Source organism: Roseicyclus marinus, from assembly GCF_036322625.1.
In the GTDB taxonomy this organism is placed as follows: Bacteria; Pseudomonadota; Alphaproteobacteria; order Rhodobacterales; family Rhodobacteraceae; genus Roseicyclus; species Roseicyclus marinus_A.
Genome location: NZ_AP027266.1, coordinates 3,491,620 through 3,505,504 on the forward strand (window position 1 = coordinate 3,491,620; position 13,885 = coordinate 3,505,504).

Sequence of the window (13,885 nt, forward strand, 5' to 3'; positions counted from 1 at the left end):
CATCGGCTTTCGGATTGACCGCGCGGGCGATACCGGGTTTTCACTCCATGGGCAAGGTGACCGGAGGGCGTGATGGATTACGGCTACCAATTGTTGCGCCATGTCGTGCAGCAGGTCTTTGGCAACCTGCGACAGGCGGCACGGCTCACGCTGACCCTGTTCATCCTGCCCATCGCGGGGTTCCTCGCGCTCACCGGCGGCACGGCGGCGGGCATGGGCCACGGGTTCGGCGGCGGCACGCTCATCGGTCTTCTGCTTCTCCTGGTCGGGACGGTCATCGCCTATGCCTGGGCGGCGGTCGGCTGGCACCGCTATGTCCTGCTCGAGGAAATGGGCAATGGCCTGATCCCGCCCTGGCGCGGCGACCGCATCTTGTCCTATCTCGGGCGCGCCATCGCCGTGGGGGTCGTGGTGATCCTCGCCGTGATGGGCGGCTCGCTGGTCGTGGGCCTGATCGCGGCTGTCACCCAATCCTCTGCCGTGGCGCTTGTCCTTGGCATCGGTCTTGTCTTTCTCGCCACCTGGGTCGCCACGCGGATCGGCCTTGTCCTGCCGGCGGCAGCGCTCGGCGCGCCCATGAGCCTGCGGGAAAGCTGGGCGGTGACACGCCCCGTCGCCAGCCAGATCCTCTTGCCGCTGATCGTGATCGCGCTGGTCGCGGGGATCGCGCAACAGCTGGTCCTGCTGCTGTTCGGGCAAACCGTCACCGCCCATATGTTCGGGATGATGCAGGATCAGACAATCCTGTCGCTTCCCGGTCAGATCCTCAACGCCGCCCTCACCTGGCTCCAGCTCCTTATCAATCTTGCGCTCATGACCACGCTCTACGGCAATCTGGTCGAGGGGCGTCAGCTCAACTGACACTGGACAGGGACGGGGCTTTCCGGCAGGCCGGTGATCATGAACGATTTCGCCGATCACGCCCGCGCCGCGACCCTTGCCCTGCGGGATCTCTTCCCGCCCACGCCCCTGCAGCGCAACCTGCACCTGTCCGAACGCTTCGGGGCCGATATCTGGCTCAAGCGCGAGGATCTGTCCCCGGTCCGCTCCTACAAGCTGCGCGGCGCCTTCAACGCCATGCGCAAGCTTCTGGCCGTCGATCCTTCGGCCTCGCGCTTCGTCTGCGCCAGCGCGGGCAACCATGCGCAGGGGGTGGCCTTTGTCTGCGCCCATTTCGGGGTGACCGGGCGCATCTTCATGCCCGTCACCACGCCCGAACAGAAAATCCTGAAAACCCGGACCTTCGGCGCGGGCCGGGTCGAGATCGTGCTGACGGGCGATTTCTTCGACGAAACGCTGGCCGCGGCCAAGGCGGAATGCGACGCCACCGGTGCGCATTTCCTCTCGCCCTTCGACGATCCCGATGTGATCGAGGGGCAATCTTCCGTCGCGGTCGAGATGCTCGATGAACTGGGCACGGCCCCTGACCGCCTGATCCTGCCCGTGGGCGGCGGCGGGCTGTCGGCGGGGATGATCTCCTATCTCGATGCCGTGGGGGCGGCGACGCAGGTCACCTTGGTGGAACCGGCGGGCGGCGCAAGCCTCACCGCCGCGCTCAAGACCGGCGCGCCCCAGACCATCCCGATCACCGACACCTTCGTCGACGGGGCCGCCGTCGCCCGCATCGGCGACCGCACCTTCGAGGTGTTGCGCAAACTGTCGCCCGCCGATGTGCTGATCGCGCCCGAAAACCGGATCTGCGTCACCATTCAGGAAATGCTGAACATCGAGGGCATCGTTCTGGAACCCGCCGGGGCGCTCTCCGTCGATGTGCTGGCCCAGATGCGCGAACAGATCGCGGGCCAGACGGTCGTTTGCGTCACCTCCGGCGGCAATTTCGATTTCGAACGCCTGCCCGAGGTCAAGGAACGCGCCCAGAACTGGCAGGGCCTCAAGAAATACTTCATTCTGCGCCTGCCGCAGCGCCCCGGTGCGCTCCGCGATTTCCTCGATCTGCTGGGGCCGGACGACAATATCGCCCGCTTCGAATACCTGAAAAAGAACAGCCGCAATTTCGGCTCGGTGCTGATCGGGATCGAAACCAATGATGCCGCGAATTTCGAGCCGATGATCGCCCGCGTCACCTCGCGCGGGTTCGGCTTCCGCGACATCACGGCGGACGAGGTTCTGGCCGATTTCCTGATCTGATCCCCCGGCTCAGGCCGCGCTGGCCAGACCGGGGATATCGGGGGCGATTGCATCCAGCGACAGGGCGAAAATCTCCGCGATGGCGGCGATATCGGGGGCAGTCCCCGCCTTGCAGGCGGCCTCCGCCCGGGCACAGGCATCGGCCATCGCCGCAAGCCCCAGATTGGCGGCGCTGCCGCGCAGGAAATGGAAATCCTCTGCCATGGCGCTGGCCGGATCGCCCCCCAGCCGGTCCAGGTGATCCGACATCTCGGCCACGAAGACACAGGCAAGATCGGCGAAATCCTCTTCCCCGATATCCTGCCGCAATCCGTCCAGACGGGCCCTGTCGATCATGCGCGCGCTCCTTGGCCGACCGGCGCAGGATGCGATCCCTATCCTTAACACAATCTTACCGCCGCGATCCGCGATGGATCGGATTGTGTCCTTCATCCCCCGTTAAGGACTTGCCGCGCATGGAACCCTGTCGCCTTTGCGCAGGATACCACGTTGCACCACGGCCCTTTCCAGAGCTGGCCCACCGCCACCCCCGCGCCGGGCTCCACCCTGCCCGGCCGCGTTCTGGTGATCGAGGATAGCCGCGCCCAGCGGATGATGCTTTCTGCGCTCCTGCGGCGCTGGGGGCATCAGGTGGTGGAATGCGACAGCGCGCTCGACGCGCTCGATGTGGCGATGGACCCCTCCATCACCCTCATCCTCAGCGACTGGATGATGCCGGGCCTGACCGGCCCCGATTTCTGCCGCCGCCTGCGCGCCATGCGCCGCGAAGGCTATGCCTACGTGATCCTCCTCACCTCCCGCTCCGAACAGGACGCCCTGACCGAAGGTCTGGCCGCAGGCGCCGATGATTTCCTGACCAAGCCTGTCCGCGCCCCGGAACTCCGCGCCCGGATGAACGCGGGCGCGCGCATCGTTGCCATGCAGCGCGACATGGTCGACAAGAACCGCCGCCTGTCCGAGGCGCTGGGCGAAATCCGCGCGCTCTACACCACCCTCGACCGTGACCTGGACGAGGCGCGCAGGCTGCAACAGGCCCAGTTGCAGGACCGGTTCCGCCGCTTTTCCGGGGCCGATGTGTCGCTCTGGCTCAAACCTTCCGGCCCCATCGGCGGCGACATGGTGGGCTGGTTTCCCGTCCATGACCGCCTGATCGGGGTGTTCGGCCTTGATGTGGCCGGCCACGGCGTCGCCTCCGCCATGATCGCCGCCCGTGTCGCGGGCATGCTCAGCGCCGCCACCCCTGACCAGAACATCGCCCTGACGCGCGGCGCGGATGGCCGCTATCTGCCGCTGTCCCCCGATCTCGCCGCCGAACGGCTCAACCGCATGATCCTGCGCGAAATGGGCGGGGAACGGTATTTCACCCTCTGCCTCGGCTTTCTCGACCTTGCCACGGGCCGGATGCGGATGGTGCAGGCGGGCCATCCCCACCCGATGCTCCTGCGCGCCGGGGCCGATGTCGCGCTTCTGGGCGCGGGCGGCCTGCCCATCGGCCTGGTGGAGGATGCCCGTTACACCACCCTCGAGCTGACACTGTCCCCCGGCGACCGGCTCGTGATCCATTCCGATGGCCTGACCGAATGCCCCGGCACCGATGGCACGACGCTCGATGAACCGGGCCTTGCCGCGCTCATGACGCGCCACGCCGCGCTGACCGGCCCCGATTTCCTGACAGCGCTCGACCGCGACCTGTCCGCCTTCGCCGGGACCGAGGCTTTGGCCGATGACGCCTCCGCCGTGGTGATCGATTATCGCGGCTGAACCAGCGCCCGCGCCACCCGCAGGAAATGCCGGTCGCCCGACACCGCCAGCCGCTCCGCCGCCACGTCCCAGGGCAGGAACACCGCCGTATGCCCCGGCTCGCTCGGGGCCCCCCGTCGCGGACCCAACCGCGCCAGGTAGACATGGCACAGCTTCAGCGCGAACAGATCGTATTCAGGCATGTAGGTGTAGCGGTGAAACATCCCCAGCTTGCGCGGCGCATGGATCGCGTAGCCGGTTTCCTCCAGCACCTCCCGATAGAGCGCCCTGAGCGGCTGCTCGCCAGGATCGATCCCGCCCCCCGGCAATTGCAGCTCGGGCCGGGGCTCTTCCTGGAATGTCGCCAATATCCCGTCGCCCGAGGCGATCACCGCATAGACGCCGGGCCGGGGCACATAGGGGCGGCCCGGCTCGGGCCAGTCTCCGAAACGTCGGTTCATCGCGCTCTCCGTTCTCTCGCCCCCTTCTGCCAGACCCCGCGCCCCCCGCCTATCCCCCTCTCGCCAAGCCTTGCGCCTTGGGCTAAGGGACCGCCATGACCGAGGATCAGATCGCCGCCATCCGCGCCACCGCCGCCCGCGTCCTCAGGACCGAGGGCGAAGCCGTCACCGCCATGGCCGACGCGCTCCCCGATGATTTCGCCCCCGCGGTCGAGGCGATCCTCGCCACCCGTGGCCGCGTGATCCTGTCGGGCATCGGCAAATCCGGCCATATCGCGCGCAAGATCAGCTCCACCTTCGCCTCCACCGGCACGCCGTCGGCCTTCGTCCACCCGGCCGAGGCCAGCCACGGCGACCTTGGCATGGTCACACCGGGCGATCTGACGATCCTCATCTCCAATTCCGGGGAAACCGCCGAATTGCGGGACATGGTCGCCCATGTCGCCCGTTTCGCCATTCCCATGATCGCCATCTCGGGCCGCGCCGACAGCACGCTCATGCGCGCCGCCGATTACCGCCTTGTCCTGCCGCAAGCGCCCGAGGCTTGCGTGATCGGCATGGCGCCCACCACCTCCACCACGCTCACGCTGGCCCTGGGCGATGCGCTCGCCGTGGCCACGATGGAACGGCGCGGTTTCCTGCCTGAGAATTTCCGCACCTTCCACCCCGGCGGCAAGCTGGGCGCGCAGCTTTCCAAGGTGGCGCAGCTGATGCACACCGGCGATGCCCTGCCGCTCGTGCCCGCCGATCTGCCCATGGCCGACACCCTGATCGTGATGAGCGAGAAAAGCTTCGGCATCGCCGGCGTGACCGAAGGGGGCAGGCTGGTCGGCGTCATCTCCGACGGCGACTTGCGCCGCAACATCGCGCATCTGATGGACCGCACGGCGGGTCAGGTCGCCACCCGCAAACCCCGCGTCATCGCCCCCGACGATCTCGCGGCCGAGGCGATGGCGGTCATGTCCGGCAACCGCATCACGGCGCTATTTGTGGTCGATCCCGATGGCCAGCCCATCGGCCTCTTGCACCTGCACGATTGCCTGCGCGCAGGGCTCGCCTAGAGCATGTCGCGCAAAAGTGGGAACCGGTTTTGCGCTCCTCGGACATGCGACATCAAAAGGTTAGAGGGCGGCGCGTGAATGCGAATGAACGCGACGCGCTCTGATCACACCCCGAAATACCCCCGGTACCATTCGACGAACCGCGCCACGCCGTCCTGGACACTGGTCTGCGGGCGATAGCCTGTCAGGCTCTGCAACAGGCTCGCATCGGCCCAGGTGGCGGGCACATCGCCCGGCTGCATGTCCATGTAATTTCGCGCCGCCCGCCGCCCCGTCGCGGTTTCGATCGCCTCGATGAACTCGGTCAGGCGCACGGAGTCGGAATTGCCGATATTCACCACCCGGAACGGCGCGACCGGGCTCAGGCTGTCGCCCTCGGGCACGGCATCGGGCGTGGCGGGCCGGACCGGCACCGCGTCGATCAACCCCACGATCCCGCTTACCAGGTCGGCGACATAGGTGAAATCCCGGCTCATGTCGCCGTGGTTGTAGACGTCGATGGGCCGGTCCTCCAAAATCGCCTTGGTGAATTTGAACAGCGCCATGTCGGGCCGCCCCCATGGCCCGTAGACGGTGAAAAACCGGAACATCGTCACCGGCAGCCCGTACAGATGCGCATAGGAATGCGCCATCGCCTCGTTCGCCTTCTTGGTCGCGGCATAGAACGACATCGGCGTATCCGCCTTCTGCGTCTCGGCGAACGGCATGTCCGTATTCGCCCCATAGACCGAAGAGGTAGAGGCCATCAGGCTATGTTCGGGCGGAAAGGCCCGGATCGCCTCGAGCAGGCGAAAGGTGCCGATCAGATTGGCTTCGACATAGCTTTCGGGATTGTCGATCGAGTAGCGCACGCCCGCCTGCGCGGCCAGGTGGATCACCGCATCGGGGCGGAATTCCTCCATCAACCCATGAAGCAGGCCCGGCGCTTCGATCCTGTCGTTGACGACGCGGAACCTTGCGTTCTGCATCAGCATCGCCTGCCGCCGTTCCTTGATCCGGACATCGTAGTAATCGGTCATCGCATCGACGCCGACCACCTCCCAGCCCTCGGCCAACAGCCTCGTGCAGAGGTGAAAACCGATAAACCCAGAAGAACCGGTTACAAGAGCCTTGCGCGTCATTCCCGTATCCCGTCGTTGCACACCCATTTCCACGAACTCGCGCACATCTCGTCCAATGTCTTCTCGGTGCGAAAGCCAAGAACCTCGGCCGCCTTGTCGGCACGCGCCACGTAAACCGGCACGTCGCCGGGGCGGCGCGCCGTGATCTCGTAGGGCAGGGCGCGGTTGCTCGCCCGCTGATAGGCCGCGATCACCTCCAGCACCGAATAACCCCGCCCGGTGCCAAGGTTCACACAATGCCCCCGCCCGGTCTCGAACAGCTTTTCAAGCGACAGCACATGCCCCCGCGCCAGATCCTCGACATGGATGTAATCGCGCACGCCCGTGCCGTCGGGCGTGTCGTAATCATCCCCGAACACCGCGATCTTGGGCAATTCGCCCGTCGCCACCTTGGCCACGAAGGGCATCAGGTTGTTGGGGATGTCATTGGGGTCTTCCCCGATCAACCCCGATGCATGCGCGCCCGCCGGGTTGAAATAGCGCAACACGCCGAATGCCCAGTCCGGGTTCGACCGCGCCAGCCAATCGAGCATCTGTTCGCCCAGGATCTTGGTCTGCCCATAGGGGTTCATCGCCCGGAACTCCGCCGTTTCCGGCGTCGGCGTCTCGTCGGGGATGCCATAGACCGTGGCCGAGGAGGAAAAGACCAGCTTGCGGCACCCCGCCTTGTCCATCGCCTGCAACAACGTGGTCAGCCCGCCGATGTTGCAATCGAAATACTCCAGCGGCCGCGCCACGCTGTCGCCCACCGCCTTCAGCGCCGCGAAATGCACCACCGCGTCGAAATCCTCCGCGCCAAAGACCTGCGCCAACTTGCCCGCGTCGCGCGTATCCCCCTCGATCACCCGCACCGGACGGCCCGTGATGCGCTCCAGCCGTTCGGCCACGTTGCGCCGCGCGTTGCAGAAATTGTCGAGGATCACGACATCATGCCCCGCCTCGACCAGCGCGACATAGGTATGGGAGCCGATATACCCGGCCCCTCCGGTCAAAAGAATACGTTTCGTCATCGTCCGTCTTGGCACCTTCGCAGTCGCCAGTGACGCAATCACGGTTTTCGCGCGCAACACAACCCCCGGCGGTCCCCTGTCTGGGGGCGGGGCAGAATTGCATCGCTCCCCCAATATGGTGTCATGTCCGGTTGACCCCCCCGACAAGTTGCGTAGGGTGCGGCCAGTTTCGTGTTCCGGTCCCCCAGGGCCAAGAGGTGGTAATGAGTGTGTCGCATCTGCGTCGTCTGGCCCTTGGCCTTCTTGCGGTTGCAGCCCTTGCCGGATGCGAATCCCTCCCCCGCAGCGCCGCCGTCGAACGCGAGATCGTGGCCGTCTCGCAGGGCGAAACCGCCGATTTCCAGGTCCATACCGTCGACAGCACCTTTCTCGACCAGATCGCCCATTGGCCCGCGACCGGGCCGGCACCCCTTGGCTGGCTGCCCGCCAGCGGCGGCGCCCGGACACAGGTGATCGCGCCGGGCGATACGCTCGAACTGACGATCTGGGACAGCAACGAAAACTCGCTCCTCTCCGCGCCCGGCCAGCGGCAGGTGCAGATCCAATCCCTCACCGTCGCGCCCGATGGCACGGTTTTCGTGCCCTATGTCGGCGATACGCGCGTCTCCGGCATGACGCTGCAAGTCGCCCGTGAACATCTGCAAGATGCCATCGACGCCATCGTCGCCTCCGCGCAGGTCCAGCTTTCCATGGCCGAGGGGCGCACCAATTCCGTCGATCTGGTGGGCGGTGTCGGCAATCCCGGGGCCTATCCCCTGCCCGACCGCAACTATACCGTGCTGAACCTGATTGCCGCGGGCGGCGGCGTGCAACCCGCGCTCGTCAATCCCCAGATCCGCCTGCGCCGCTCGGGCCGCATCTACGGCACCTCCGTCGCGCGGCTCTATGCCGATCCGGGCCTCGACACGCTCCTGCATGGCGGCGATCAGGTCATCGTCGAACAGGACCCCCGCCAGTTCCTGTCCCTCGGCGCGGCGGGCCAGCAAAGCCACCACCGCTTCCCGCAGGACCGCGTCACGGCACTTGATGCCATGGCCATCATCGGCGGCGTCGACAGCCGCCGCGCCGATCCCGGCGGTATCCTGATCCTGCGCGAATATCCCGACAGCGCGCTGCGCACCGACGGCACCGGCCCCGCCCTGCCGCGCGTGGTGTTCACGCTCGATCTGACCTCGGCCGACGGCCTGTTCAGCGCCCGCAACTTCGACATCCACGCAGGCGATCTCGTCCTTGTCACCGAAAGCCCGATCACTTCCGCCCAGACCATCTTCGGCCTGATCGGCTCGGTCTTCGGCGTCGCCAACCAGACGGCGAACCTCGCGAACTGACCCCGCTCAACGCGGCAGGGCAATCGCCTTGCCCCTCGGCACCAGCCCGTTGATCTTCTCCAGATGCACGGGCAGGCAGCGCGTGGTGAAATCGTAGCGCTCCACCATATGCGCCCGCGCGTTCCGCCCCAGATGCGCGAAATCGCCGGGCGCCTCCAGCACCTCGATCACCTGCCGTGCCAGCGCCTCGTGATCGTGGAAATCGACCAGCATCGCGGTCTCGCCATGGGTCATCACCTCCCGCACCGGCGGCGTGTCCGAACCGACGATCACAGCCCCCATCGACATCGCCTCCATGCTCGACCACGACAGCACAAAGGGCACCGTCAGATAGACATGGCACCGCGACACCTGGATGATCTCCCGATAGGCCGCGTAGGGCACCTTGCCCAGGAAATGCACCCGGCTCCAATCCAGGCCGTCGCCCAGCTCCCGCTCCATCTCGGCCCGGTAGCCGCCCTTTGCGCCGCTCGCCTTGCCATAGGACACTTCGTTGCCCCCGATGATCAGCGCCCGTGCATTTGGCCGCGCCTCCAGGATCCGGGGCAGGGCGCGCATGAATTTGTGAAAGCCCCGCGTCGGCTCCATGTTCCGCGCCATATAGGTAAAGATCTCGTCGTCGCGCGTGACCGCCCGCCCCAGCCTTGTCAGCGGGACCGAGGCCTCCGCCCTGGGCCGCAGCTTGTCGGTGCGGATCCCGTCATGCTCGACATAGATCTTAGACCTGAACGCCTCCGGATAGGTGTCGCGCTGGAACAGCGTCGGCGACTGGCCCAGATCGACACTATGCAGATTGGCGAAATTCACCGCGTTGCGCGCATGCATCATGAACCGTGCATGCTCGGATGCCGGGAATTCCGGGTCGAACCCCACCGATCCCCCCTGCGCCAGGAAATAATATTCGTAAAACCCGATGATCGGCACATCCGCCCAGACCTGCTTGAGAAAGGTCAGCTCCCCCCATCCCACATGTCCGATGATGACATCGGGCCGGAACCCTTCGGCCGCCAGCCGCTCGGCGGCAAAGGCCGCGCCCAGACCGTTGCCGACACATTCCTCCCAGTATTTCGTCGGCGCATAGGCATCTTCCGCCGGCTTGTGATGCGTCTTGTAGACGACGATCCGCGCCCCCTTGGCCTCCGGCAGACCCTTGCGCTGGGTCAGGAACACGATCTGATGCCCGCCCTGCGCCACCAGCCATTGAAACAGCTCCCGATACTGGCCGGGAAAATTCTGGTGCACGAAAAGGATGTTCATCGCCTGCCTGCTCTTTGGTGACGCGACACACTTTCGACCAAGCCACCCGCGACAGCAAGCCTTCGCGCCGCCTGATCCCCGATTTGGCCCCCGATTTGGGCCCGAATTTGGGCCCTAATTTGGGATTGCAGGACAAGCCCCTATATGACAGCCAAATCCCGCAATCGCAGGAAGCCAATCACATGACCCTGACCACCAGGATCGCATGGGACGACACGGTGTTGCCGTTCCAGCTCGACCGCTCCGATATCCGTGGCCGCGTGGCCCGGCTCGACCAGACGCTCGATCAGGTCCTGTCGCAACACGACTACCCGACCGAGGTCGAAGCGATGGTGGCCGAGGCCGCCCTTCTGACCGCGCTCATCGGCCAGACCATGAAATTGCGCTGGAAATTCTCGCTCCAGGTCCGTGGCAGCGGGGCGATCCGCCTCATCGCCACCGATTTCTTCGCGCCCGGCGACGATGACACGCCCGCCCGCATCCGCGCCTATGCCAGCTACGATGCCGAGAAACTGGTCAAAGGCGCCGATCCCTTCAGTCAGATCGGCAAGGGCTATTTCGCCATCCTCATCGACCAGGGCAGCGGCACCACCCCCTACCAGGGGATCACGCCGCTTGCGGGCGGATCGCTCGCCGCCTGCGCCGAGGCGTATTTCGCCCAATCCGAACAGCTCCCCACGCGCTTCGAACTCAGCTACGGCCTCAGTCGCGAACCGGGTCAGCCCGCCCATTGGCGCGCGGGCGGCGTCATGCTGCAACACATGCCCAAGGCCTCGCCGCTCATGGCCAATGATGGCGCCTCCGGCGAAGACGGGCTTCTCGCCGCCACCGATCTCCTGGACGAGGAAGAGGGCGAAAACTGGTCCCGCGCCAATATCCTGCTCGACACCGCCGAGGCGCTGGAACTGATCGGCCCCAGCGTCGGGCCGACCGACCTCCTCCTGCGCCTCTTCCACGAGGAAGGGCCGCGCGTCTACGATGCCCTGCCCGTGCAATTCGGCTGCACCTGTTCCGCCGACCGCGTCCGCACCAGCCTGTCGATCTATTCCGCCCGCGACATCGGCCACATGACGACCGAGGATGGCCGCGTCACCGCCGATTGCCAGTTCTGCGGCGCGCATTACGAATTCGACCCCCGCACGCTGGGGTTCGAGGCCGAATTGCCGCCCGAGGCGGAGGGGGGCGATGACAGCGCCCGTTGATCTCGACCGACTTCTGACAGCGCTCGAGCTTGCGCCGCAGCGCCCCTCGTCGGATTACGACCTGAACGCCGCCGCAGCCCCGCCCGAGGGGCGCGTGCTGCGACCGGCCGCCGTGCTGATCGGGGTCCTGGGGCGCGAGCTCATCCTGACCAAACGCGCCTCCCACCTGAAACATCACCCGGGCCAGATCGCCTTTCCCGGCGGCAAGGTCGATCCGACCGATGCCGATGCCACCGCCACCGCCCTTCGTGAAGCGCAGGAGGAAATCGGCCTCGACCCTGCCAGCGTCACCGTGCTGGCCGATCTGCCCACCCACGAGGCTGTAACCGGTTATCTCATAAATCCGGTTCTGGCCCGGATCGAGCGCGACTTCACCCCCACCGCCGACCCCGCCGAAGTGGCCGAGGTGTTTCGCGTCCCCCTCGCCCATGTCCTCGACCCGGCCCGCTACCGGATCGAGAAACGCCGCTGGCGCGGGGTCTGGCGGCAATATTACGTCGTGCCCTTCGGCCCCTATTACATCTGGGGCGCAACCGCGCGCATGCTCAAGGCGCTGGCCGACCGGGTGACGCCATGAAGCTCACCGCCGATTGGCTCACCACCCCCGGCACGATGGCCGTGATGGACATGCTCGCGGCGGGCGGCCATGGCGCATGGTTCGTCGGCGGCTCCGTCCGCAACGCGCTGATCGGCGCGCCGGTTCTCGACATCGACATCACCACCGATGCCCGCCCCGACCGCGTGATGGACCTCGCCGCGCAACGGGGCATCAAGGCGGTTCCGACCGGCATCGACCATGGCACGGTCACGCTGGTCGCAGATCACCGCCCCTACGAGGTGACGACGCTCCGCCGCGACGTGGAAACCCACGGCCGCCACGCCACCATCGCCTATACCGACCGGCTGGAGGATGACGCCGCCCGCCGCGATTTCACCATGAACGCACTTTATGCGCGCGCCGATGGCACGATCCTCGACCCCAATGGCACGGGCCTTGCCGATCTGACCGCCCGCCGCCTGCGCTTCATCGGCGACCCCGCCGAACGCATCGCCGAAGATTACCTCCGCATCCTGCGCTTCTTCCGCTTCCACGCCTGGTATGCCGATCCTGCGGGCGGCTTCGACGCCGAGGGTCTGGCCGCCTGCGCCGCGCTTGCCGATCGCCTCGAACGCCTCTCCCGCGAACGGGTGGGGGCCGAGATGCTCAAACTCCTCGCCGCCCCCGATCCCGCCCCTGCGGTCGCCACCATGGCGCAATTGGGCGTGCTCGCCCGGCTCCTGCCCGGATCGGAGGCGCGCCTCCTCCCCCTCCTCGTCGCTTTCGAGGGGGACTTGCCCCCCGATCCGATCCGCCGCCTCGCCGCGCTGGGCGGGACGGATGTCGCGGCGACCCTCCGCCTGTCGCGCGCCGACCGCGACCGGCTCGCCACGCTCCGCGCCGGTCTGGCATCCGCCGATCCGCCCGGCGCGCTGGGCTTTGCCCATGGTGCCGCGACCGCGCGCGACATCCTCCTGCTCCGCGCCGCCCTCTTCGAAACCGTTCCCGATCTCGCCGCGCTGGCCGAGGTCGAAACCGGCGCCGCCGCCGTCTTTCCGGTCCGCCCCGCCGACCTGATGCCGGGCCTTCAGGGACCCGATCTCGGCGCCGCGCTCAAGACGCTTCAGGCGCGCTGGATCGCCTCCGATTTCACCCTGACCCGCGCCGAACTCCTCGCCAGCCTGCGTTAACCTTTCGCGTTAAGCTTCCCTCAATACTCCCGCCCCGATCTTCACCCTTCCTTTACATCTGCCCCGTCCCGTCAACCCCGCATCAAGGTTAACGCGCGCCCCGCTTCCGCTTCTCCGTTTCGAAAATATCCCCGCCGGAGGCTCCCGAAGCGGGGGGTCCAAGCGCGCGGCTTGACATTCGCCGCCCCGCGCCCTCACCTCGCGCCACATCCCTTTCGGAGCCCGCCGTGGACCCGCTCTATCCCTTCGTTTTCCTTGGTCTTTTCAGCCCCGGCCCGAATGTGATCCTGCTCACGGCCTCCGGCGCGCGCTTCGGTTTCCGCGCCACGCTGCCCCATGTCTTCGGCGTCGCGCTGGGTGTGGGCATCACCGCGGGCCTCACCGGGCTCGGCATCGCCGCCCTTCTTCTCGCCCAACCCGCACTCGCGCTCGCGCTGAAAATCGCCGCCGCATTCTGGATCGGATGGATGGCCCTGAGCCTCTGGCGGTCTTCTGCCTCGGGCGGTTCGAGCGCCGGCGCGCGCCCCTTCACCATGGTTGAAGCCATTCTTTTTCAATGGGTTAACCCAAAGGTCTGGGCCGTCGCACTGGCCGCCGCCTCGGGCTATGCCGCCGGTCTCCCCCCAATCGAAGAAGCCCAGCGCCTCGCCCTCGCCTTCTCGGGTCTCAACCTCTTTGTCTGCCTGTTCTGGTCCTGGGCGGGCTCGCTCCTGGCGCTTCTTCTGACCACGCCCCTGGCCTGGCGCATCTTTTCCCGCGTGATGGCAACGGGTCTCGCGGCCTCGGCCGTCATGGTCTTTTTGTGATCTTCGACCTATATCAGGGGCTC

The 13,885-nt window shown here is 66.6% G+C and carries 14 protein-coding genes; 9 read left to right on the forward strand and 5 right to left on the reverse strand.

The annotated features are described in order from the left end of the window. The first annotated feature begins 72 nt into the window (after positions 1–72). Together AABA51_RS16830 and ilvA are read left to right on the forward strand one after the other, a co-directional pair. Positions 73–861, forward strand: a complete 789-nt coding sequence (locus AABA51_RS16830) for a hypothetical protein (protein ID WP_338273253.1) — start codon at positions 73–75, stop codon at positions 859–861. A 39-nt stretch (positions 862–900) separates the two neighbouring features. After that, a complete protein-coding gene (ilvA, locus tag AABA51_RS16835; protein ID WP_338273254.1) occupies positions 901–2,148 on the forward strand; it encodes a threonine ammonia-lyase IlvA in 1,248 nt (415 codons plus the stop codon). Between the two features lie 9 nt (positions 2,149–2,157). Here ilvA and AABA51_RS16840 read toward each other — a convergent pair whose 3' ends face one another. Further along, positions 2,158–2,484 carry an Hpt domain-containing protein gene (locus AABA51_RS16840; protein WP_338273255.1) on the reverse strand — a complete coding sequence of 109 codons (327 nt, stop codon included), beginning with the start codon at positions 2,482–2,484 and terminating at the stop codon, positions 2,158–2,160. Between the two features lie 153 nt (positions 2,485–2,637). Between AABA51_RS16840 and AABA51_RS16845 the strand changes: the two genes are divergently transcribed. Next, a complete protein-coding gene (locus AABA51_RS16845) occupies positions 2,638–3,909 on the forward strand; it encodes a PP2C family protein-serine/threonine phosphatase (RefSeq protein WP_338273256.1) in 1,272 nt (423 codons plus the stop codon). On the opposite strand, the gene AABA51_RS16850 is transcribed toward AABA51_RS16845, so the two are convergent. Then, positions 3,897–4,349, reverse strand: a complete 453-nt coding sequence (locus AABA51_RS16850; RefSeq protein ID WP_338273257.1) for an NUDIX hydrolase — start codon at positions 4,347–4,349, stop codon at positions 3,897–3,899. The two genes, AABA51_RS16845 and AABA51_RS16850, sit on opposite strands and share 13 nt — an antisense overlap. Before the next feature lie 95 nt (positions 4,350–4,444). Here AABA51_RS16850 and AABA51_RS16855 point away from each other — a divergent pair, with 95 nt between their 5' ends. Further along, positions 4,445–5,410: a KpsF/GutQ family sugar-phosphate isomerase gene (locus tag AABA51_RS16855; protein WP_338273258.1), complete on the forward strand. Its 966-nt coding sequence runs from the start codon at positions 4,445–4,447 to the stop codon at positions 5,408–5,410. A gap of 104 nt (positions 5,411–5,514) precedes the next feature. Here AABA51_RS16855 and AABA51_RS16860 read toward each other — a convergent pair whose 3' ends face one another. Both AABA51_RS16860 and galE read right to left on the reverse strand, forming a co-directional pair. Beyond that, positions 5,515–6,531, reverse strand: coding sequence for an NAD-dependent epimerase/dehydratase family protein (locus tag AABA51_RS16860; protein ID WP_338273259.1), 1,017 nt, complete (start codon positions 6,529–6,531; stop codon positions 5,515–5,517). Then, entirely contained in the window at positions 6,528–7,541 is a 1,014-nt protein-coding gene (gene galE / locus AABA51_RS16865) for a UDP-glucose 4-epimerase GalE (RefSeq protein WP_338273260.1), read from the reverse strand. Before galE ends, AABA51_RS16860 begins: the two co-directional genes overlap by 4 nt. Positions 7,542–7,744: 203 nt before the next feature. Between galE and AABA51_RS16870 the strand changes: the two genes are divergently transcribed. Further along, positions 7,745–8,869, forward strand: coding sequence for a polysaccharide biosynthesis/export family protein (locus AABA51_RS16870; protein ID WP_338273261.1), 1,125 nt, complete (start codon positions 7,745–7,747; stop codon positions 8,867–8,869). 6 nt (positions 8,870–8,875) lie between these two features. Here the strand turns inward: AABA51_RS16870 and AABA51_RS16875 are convergent, their stop codons facing one another. Continuing rightward, positions 8,876–10,126, reverse strand: a complete 1,251-nt coding sequence (locus tag AABA51_RS16875; protein ID WP_338273262.1) for a glycosyltransferase — start codon at positions 10,124–10,126, stop codon at positions 8,876–8,878. Between the two features lie 182 nt (positions 10,127–10,308). On the opposite strand from AABA51_RS16875, the gene AABA51_RS16880 reads away from it, so the two are divergent. From AABA51_RS16880 to AABA51_RS16895, 4 genes are all read left to right on the forward strand, one after another. Beyond that, positions 10,309–11,328 carry an Hsp33 family molecular chaperone HslO gene (locus tag AABA51_RS16880; protein ID WP_338273263.1) on the forward strand — a complete coding sequence of 340 codons (1,020 nt, stop codon included), beginning with the start codon at positions 10,309–10,311 and terminating at the stop codon, positions 11,326–11,328. Further along, positions 11,312–11,905: a CoA pyrophosphatase gene (locus AABA51_RS16885; protein WP_338273264.1), complete on the forward strand. Its 594-nt coding sequence runs from the start codon at positions 11,312–11,314 to the stop codon at positions 11,903–11,905. The genes AABA51_RS16880 and AABA51_RS16885 overlap by 17 nt, the downstream gene beginning before the upstream one ends. After that, a complete protein-coding gene (locus tag AABA51_RS16890) occupies positions 11,902–13,056 on the forward strand; it encodes a CCA tRNA nucleotidyltransferase (protein ID WP_338273265.1) in 1,155 nt (384 codons plus the stop codon). The genes AABA51_RS16885 and AABA51_RS16890 overlap by 4 nt, the downstream gene beginning before the upstream one ends. Before the next feature lie 227 nt (positions 13,057–13,283). Further along, positions 13,284–13,862 (forward strand): LysE family translocator, encoded by a 579-nt coding sequence (locus AABA51_RS16895; protein WP_338273266.1) that lies wholly within the window; start codon positions 13,284–13,286, stop codon positions 13,860–13,862. Positions 13,863–13,885 lie beyond the last annotated feature (23 nt).